5 protein-coding genes and 1 pseudogene are annotated in these 6,225 nt (G+C 63.9%); all 6 read left to right on the forward strand.

The annotated features are described in order from the left end of the window. Positions 1-399: pseudogene (locus tag VZ95_RS25985) on the forward strand (hypothetical protein); the annotation flags it as partial. 61 nt (positions 400-460) lie between these two features. Further along, the gene (locus tag VZ95_RS18040; RefSeq protein ID WP_052711917.1) at positions 461-2,512 is read left to right on the forward strand and encodes a M48 family metalloprotease; all 2,052 of its coding nucleotides are present in this window, start codon (positions 461-463) and stop codon (positions 2,510-2,512) included. A gap of 42 nt (positions 2,513-2,554) precedes the next feature. Further along, positions 2,555-3,058, forward strand: coding sequence for an arsinothricin resistance N-acetyltransferase ArsN1 family A (locus tag VZ95_RS18050; protein WP_045777093.1), 504 nt, complete (start codon positions 2,555-2,557; stop codon positions 3,056-3,058). 79 nt (positions 3,059-3,137) lie between these two features. After that, positions 3,138-4,394 (forward strand): NAD(P)-binding domain-containing protein, encoded by a 1,257-nt coding sequence (locus VZ95_RS18055; RefSeq protein WP_045777094.1) that lies wholly within the window; start codon positions 3,138-3,140, stop codon positions 4,392-4,394. Then, a complete protein-coding gene (locus VZ95_RS18060; protein ID WP_045777095.1) occupies positions 4,391-5,578 on the forward strand; it encodes an MFS transporter in 1,188 nt (395 codons plus the stop codon). Before VZ95_RS18055 ends, VZ95_RS18060 begins: the two co-directional genes overlap by 4 nt. A 393-nt stretch (positions 5,579-5,971) precedes the next feature. Beyond that, on the forward strand, positions 5,972-6,225 hold a 254-nt coding region (locus VZ95_RS18065; RefSeq protein WP_156995387.1), incomplete at its 3' end, for a substrate-binding periplasmic protein.

Genomic DNA, 6,225 nt, shown 5'->3' on the forward strand with positions numbered 1-6,225 from the left:
AAGGCCGACGATCCCGGCGCGACCTTACTCCCCACCCTCTTGCGGGCGGAAGGGGCGGCACGGGCCGAGGGGCGCGGCCTGTGGCATTTCCCCGCCTACCGCGTCCGCCAAGCCGGAAGCGAGGATCTCTGGCCGCTGCGCGATCAATTCCATCTTATCGAAGGCCGGGTTCGGCGGTTGGTGAAGCGCGCGGGCTGGGGGGCGGAACTAACCTTGGGCGAGGGGCGGTCGGCGCTGAAAGTGATCCTCGCCAGCCCCGTGGGCCGTGCCCTGAAGGCCCAGGGGCTCGATCCCCATGACCTTACCGACGCCAAACTGCGCGTGCGCGGCTGGATTGGCGTGAGCGGCGGGCTCTCGCTCCAATTGGAGCGCCCGGAGTATCTGGAAAAACTTCCCTGAAATTGCCGGGGGCGCGGGGCTCTGCTACTGTTCTGCCGAGAAAAATACTGGGAGAAGATCCGTGAAAGCTTGGCTGTCCCCCTTCGTTATCGCCGCCGGAATTGGCGTCGCCAGCCTGCTTGGCGGCTGCACGACCAACCCCGCGACGGGCCAGCAGAGCTATACGGCCTTTATGTCCAGCGACGAGGAAAAGCGCGTCGGGACCGAAGAACATCAGAAAATTATCAAAGAATATGGCGGGGCGTTCGACCATAATGGCATCGCCGCTTATGTGACCGGCATCGGCAATAAGCTGGTCGCCAATTCAGAGTTCGCGGGCCAGCCCTTTACCTTCACTGTGCTGGATTCGGAGATCGTCAACGCCTTCGCCCTGCCCGGCGGTTTTGTTTATGTGACGCGCGGGCTGCTGGCGCTTGCCTCTTCGGAAGCGGAGCTTGCCAGCGTTCTGGGCCATGAAATCGGCCATGTCACCGGGCGGCACACGGCCCAGCGGGTAAGCCAGGCCAATACGGCGAATATCCTCACCGGCGGGCTCGCGGTGCTGGCGGGGGTGCTCACCGGTTCCAGCGAGCTTGGCTCGGCTGTGGGCGAGATCGTCGGCACGGGGGCGGCGGCCTATGTGCAATCCTTCTCGCGCGAGCAGGAGTTCGAGGCCGATTCGCTCGGCGTGCGTTATATGGCACGCGCGGGGTACGATCCCAGCGCGGCGGCGGCTTTTCTCGCCAAGCTTCAGGCCCAATCGGAGCTCGACGCCAAACTCGCCGGGCGCGACCCCAATGCTGGCGGCGACATGATGGCGAGCCACCCGCGCACGCAAGATCGCGTCGCGAAAGCCGTAACCGAGGCAACCCAAGGCGAGGGCGCGAAGGCCCAGGCCACGCTCGGCAAACCCGCGACGGAAATCGGCCGCGAGCCCTTCTTCGCCCGCCTCAATGGGCTGCCCTATGGGACCGACCCGCGCGAAGGCGTGGTGCGCGGCACCAGCTTTACTCTGCCGCCGATGCGCGTGCGCTGGAGTGCGCCCAGCGGCTACACCCTTCAGAATGGGGCGGAAGCGGTGCTGATCGCGGGCCAAGCGGCGAAAGTCCGTTACGATATCGCCAAAGCGAGCACGCCCGCCGCCGATGCCGTGCGCACCTGGGGCCAGAGCTATGGCGTGCGCGGCCTGTCGCGCATCGCGGTTCCCGGCGGGCTCGATGCCGCAACGGGCGTGATTCAGGCACAGAACGCGCAAAAACAGCCCGTCATGGTGCGGTTGCTGGTGATTAAGACCGACGGCAATACCGCCCATCGCTTCCAAATCCTCGGCGGGTTGCAATCGGGGGCGGAGGTCGACCGGCTCGCCCAAAGCCTCGCCAGCAGCTTCACCCAGCTTTCCGCCGCCGAAGCCGCCGCCTTCAAGCCGTTGCGCGTGGAGATTGTCAGCGCGGGCAGCGAAGCTCAGACCCGCCAGCAGGCCAGCCAAATGCCGACGCGAGCGGCACGGAAGCCACGCGGCTGTTCGAAATTCTCAACGGTCTCGCGCCGGGGGCGATGCCCGCACCGGGCACGAAAATCAAACTGCTGCGCTCTTGACGAAACGGGCCGGGAGGAATATGGTTGCTACATGCAACGAAATACTCCTCCCGGCCCCGATGCCCTCGCCCAAGATGGCGCTGCCCTGCACGAAGCCGTGTCGGCACTGGTGCGCGTCTATCAGTTCCGCGACCGGGACCGGATCTGTTGCTACGATATTTCGGTGACGCAATGCCAAGCGCTGAAGAATCTGGTGGACGGCGGCCCGACGCGCCCGCAGGTTCTGGCCGATGCGCTGTTCCTCGATAAAAGCACCACCAGCCGCGTGCTCGAAGCGCTAGAACGCAAAGCCTATATCCGCCGTGAGCCCGACCCGCGCGACGGTAGAGCCCATCTAGTCGGCGTGACCGAGGCCGGGCGGGCGTTGTTCGCGCGTATCACTCAAGATTTGATCGCCCAGCAGATCGACGTGATTCGCGACCTTGACCCGGAAGTGCGGCGGGCCGCGATTGACGTTGTCACCCGCCTGCACCGGCTGGCCGAAGCCCGTTTCACCAGTGGCGTCAGCGTCGGGGCCTGCCCACCGACTGCCGCGTGATTTTTTCACCCTTATAGTTGTCACCGACAACGGAAAGCCCCGATGATTACGACCCGCCCCGCCGAACCGCAAGATGCTGAGGCCATCGCCCGGATTTACTCCCTCGGTATTGCCGAGCGCACGGCCACTTTCGATACCGAGCCGCGCACCGCCGCCGATATTCTGCCGAAGATCGATGCGTCGGCGCGCTTCCCGCAGCTCGTGGCCGTCGATGCGGGCGGCACGGTGCTCGGCTGGGTCGGCACCAGCGCCTATCGGGCACGCGACTGCTACCGGGGCATCGGCGAGTTTTCGATTTATCTCGATCCCGCCGCGCGCGGCCAGGGCATCGGTAAGCTTCTGCTGACTGCGCTGGTCGATGCCGCCCGCGCGGCGGGATTCTGGAAGCTTCTCTCGCGCATCTTCACCTTCAATCACGCGAGCCTCGCCGTCTGCCACGCCTGCGGCTTCCGCGATGTCGGTGCGTATGAAAAACACGGCAAACTTGATGGCCGCTGGCTCGATGTGGTCATCGTCGAACGGTTGATTCCGGAAAATCTAACCTAAAGCCGAAGCTCCCGTCCGAACTGCTGTAACGGCCCCCTCCGGGCCGAACGCCCCCGCTTTGCCTGAAAGGATTACCGCTATGTCGCTTCCCATCGTTATCATCGGTGCCGGTCCCGTTGGCCTTGCCGCTGCCGCGCATCTGCTGGAGCGCCGTCTGACGCCGCTGGTGTTGGAAGCGGGGCCGTCCGTCGGCACCCATATCCGCGCCTGGGGCCATGTGCGGCTGTTCTCGCCGTGGCATTTTTGTATCGACCGCGCCAGCCGGGCTTTGCTGGAGCCAACCGGCTGGCACGCCCCCGATCCGAAGCGCCTGCCCACGGGCGCGGCCCTGGTCGCCGATTATCTCGATCCGCTCGCCGCTGTCCTCGCGCCCTATATCCACTATAACACGCGGGTTATCGCGCTCAGCCGCGAGGGTGTCGATAAAGTGCGCAGTCGGGACCGGGCGGAAAAACCCTTCATCGTCGCGCTGGAAACGCCCCAGGGCGAAACCCAAATCACCGCCGCCGCGATCATCGATGCCTCGGGCACCTGGAGCCAGCCGAACCCGCTGGGGGCGAGCGGCATTGCCGCGCCGGGGGAGAAAGCCGCCACCGCTCACATCCACTATGGCATTCCCGATTGCCTCGGGCCAGATCGGGCGACCTATGCCAATCGCCGCGTGCTGGTGGTGGGTTCGGGCCATTCGGCGATGAATGCGATTCACGATCTGGTGCGTCTGAAACATCAGGAGCCGGAAACGCAAATCTTCTGGGCGATGCGCCAAGTCCCCGACGCGATTACCTTCGGCGGCGGCGCCAACGATGCCCTCATCGCGCGCGGCCAGTTGGGCAACGAGGCGGAAACGGCGATTGCCGCAGGTTTGGTAAAATTGCTCGCCCCCTTCGCGGTGTCGGCATTGGCCTCCGCAAGTACGGGCGTGACCGTCACCGCCGCAACGGGCGCAACGATCACCGTCGATCAGATCATCGCCTGCACTGGCTTCCGTCCTGATTTGACGATAACGCGGGAACTCCGCCTCGGTCTCGACCCGTGGCTGGAAACCACCCCCGCCCTCGCGCCGATGATCGACCCGAACCTGCATAGCTGCGGCAGCGTTCGCCCGCATGGGGCCGTGGAACTGGCCCATCCCGAACCCGGTTTCTATACGGCGGGCATGAAAAGCTATGGGCGTGCCCCGACCTTCTTGCTCCTCACCGGCTACGAGCAGGTGCGCTCTATCGCAGCAGCGCTCGCGGGGGATGAGGTGGCGGCCAAGCGCGTCGAACTCGACCTGCCGAAAACCGGCGTGTGCATCACCAACCGCACCCCGGCGAAAACCGGCTGTTGCGGATGAGCGAAGCCGCGCCCCCAACCGCGCGGCTGGTTTGGGGCCTTGGGCTGGGGCAGATCCTCGCCTGGGGCTCCTCCTACTATTGGCCCGCGCTGTTCACGGCGGCGGTCGCGGCAGATACCGGCTGGTCGCCAACACTGATCGTCGCCGGGCTGACCGTCGGCCTGCTGGTCTCGGGCCTGCTGGCGCGCGGTCTAGGAGCCCGGATCGCGCGATGGGGGCCGCGCGCCGTGATGATGGCGGGCGCGGGGTTTCTCGCGGCAGGGCTGGCGCTGCTCGCCCTCGCCTATCACCCCGCCGTTTTCTTAATCGCCTGGGGGCTGATGGGCGTGGGGATGGCGTGCGGACTCTATGATGCGGCCTTCGCCACCCTGGCTATGGTGCTGCACGAGCGCGCGCCCCTCGCCATCGCCCGGCTCACGCTGCTCGGCGGATTGGCGAGCACGATCTGTTGGCCGATCAGCCATCTGCTCATCGACGCGATAGGTTGGCGCGGGGCCTGTTTGGTTTATACCGCCCTTCACCTCGGGCTAGTGCTGCCCCTCTACGCCCGCGTGCTCCCCAAACAGGGGACGGGGGCGGTATTGCGCGGGCCAGAGGCAGAAAACCTCGCCAGCGTGAGCCGTCGCCTGATGCTGCTATTGGGCGGCGTGCTCGTTCTCCAGACTATCGTTTCCGTTAGTCTTGCGGTCCACTTGCCCGCCGTTCTGACCGAGACTGGCCTGACCCTCACTCAAGCCGTCGCGATTGCCGCCTGGCTTGGCCCGGCCCAAGTGGCGGCGCGGGCGGTGCAGACGCTGCTGACCGCGAGGCTCACGCCGCTGACCACTCTGGCGCTCGCGGTGGGCTGCGTTGGCGTGGGGCTGGGTCTGCTGCTGCTGACTCTCACCCTAGTTCCGATCCCCGGGCTCACCCTTATTGGCGTTCTGATCTATGGCGCGGGCAATGGTTTGTTGACTATTGCGCGCGGCACCCTGCCCTTGCAGCTTTTCGGGCGCGACCTTTATGCGCGCGTCCTCGGCCATTTGGCGGCCCCCAGCCTGATCGCTCAAGCCATCGCGCCAATGTTGCTGACCTGGGGATTAACCCAGGTGCCGATGGCGGGGCTAATTGGGGGGCTCGCGCTGCTTGCCGTCGCCAGCCTTGGCCTGACCGGGGCACTGGCCCAGGCGGTTAGTCGACGCTAACAGCTTTGTCGCCCAACTGTTGGGGTCTAGGTTCCCAGTCGCGCTCCGATGCCGGTGTTCCCTCCGACAGACTCAACCTTATGGATGAACCCATTAGACGGAAAACAGTTTATAGTATTTTTTATAGATTTATTGCATCTTAAATTTGTAATTGAACTGGAATATGTTTCTTGGGATAAAGGCACTCAACTCAATATAACCCTATGGATCATTCGATGAAAAATTTACTCTCCCTGAGCCTTAGACAAAATTTTTCTCGGACCTTTCTCACTAAAAATCGCCACTTTGACTGTATTTTTCCTCTCGCCTGCCGCTTTAGCGCAATCAAACTGCAGTCTTACCGTTGGCTGGGAGGCTTGGTTTCCCTACGCTTACCTTGATAGCAAGGGTAAATTGATCGGCTTTGACGTTCAACTTATCGAAGCTTTGGGGAAGGAGAGTGGGTGCGAGATTAAATTCGTCGGGCGTGCTTGGTCGCGATTGCTGAAGGAAGTCGAGACTGGCGAAACCCAATTGGCGATGGGGGCGACAAAAACCGCCGAACGCGAAGCCTATGCTCGGTTCACGCAGTTCTATCGTATGGAGCGTCTCGGCGTTCTCGTGCAGAAGAATAAAGCGCAAGAGTTGAAAGCCACGAGCCTGAAAGA

The organism is Elstera litoralis, from assembly GCF_000963705.1.
Taxonomy (GTDB): domain Bacteria; phylum Pseudomonadota; class Alphaproteobacteria; order Elsterales; family Elsteraceae; genus Elstera; species Elstera litoralis.

Coding starts and splice junctions, on each gene's coding strand:
- VZ95_RS18050 (WP_045777093.1), top strand. CDS start 2,555: ATGATTACGACCCGCCCCGCCGAACCGCAAGATGCTGAGGCCATCGCC.
- VZ95_RS18055 (WP_045777094.1), top strand. CDS start 3,138: ATGTCGCTTCCCATCGTTATCATCGGTGCCGGTCCCGTTGGCCTTGCC.
- VZ95_RS18060 (WP_045777095.1), top strand. CDS start 4,391: ATGAGCGAAGCCGCGCCCCCAACCGCGCGGCTGGTTTGGGGCCTTGGG.